1 protein-coding gene is annotated in these 540 nt (G+C 42.2%); it reads left to right on the forward strand.

Going from position 1 to position 540, the window contains the following annotated elements; genetic code table 11:
* Positions 1–87 precede the first annotated feature (87 nt).
* On the forward strand, positions 88–540 hold a 453-nt coding region (locus A3729_RS10170; protein ID WP_197475758.1), incomplete at its 3' end, for a hypothetical protein.

Here is a 540-nt window from a genome sequence, read left to right on the forward strand (position 1 = left end):
GCCGAACCATTATATGAGTTTCAGCGGGAAAAAATCGAAAGAGCTTTCCGAGCGCCAGTATATAATACTTACGGTTGTCGGGAGTTTATGTTGATTGGTTCGGAGTGCAAAGAAAAGAATGGTTTGCATACAAATATTGATCACCTTGTTGTAGAGCTGTTGGGAGATCAAAATAAAGTGATTTCTGAAGCCGGAGTGTCTGGTGATGTGGTGGTAACCGACTTGCACAATTACGGCTTTCCACTTATTCGGTATCGAAATGGGGATCGTGCGACGATTTCTTCTGCTACCACTTGTCAGTGTGGTTCGCCTTTCCCGCTGCTTCAATCTATTGATGGCCGTAAGCTGGACGTGATTAAGACGCCCGATGGGAGAACTATTCCGGGCGAGTTTTTTCCTCATTTGCTAAAGGATTTCACCAGTATCAAACAGTTTCAGGTTGTGCAAAATACCTTGGATAGTGTTGATATTTTCTTGGTTTTATTTTCGGAGGATTCTGATCAGTTAAAACGAGTCAAACACTTAGTTGAAGAAAATGTT

It is taken from the genome of Oleiphilus sp. HI0043 (assembly GCF_001634935.1).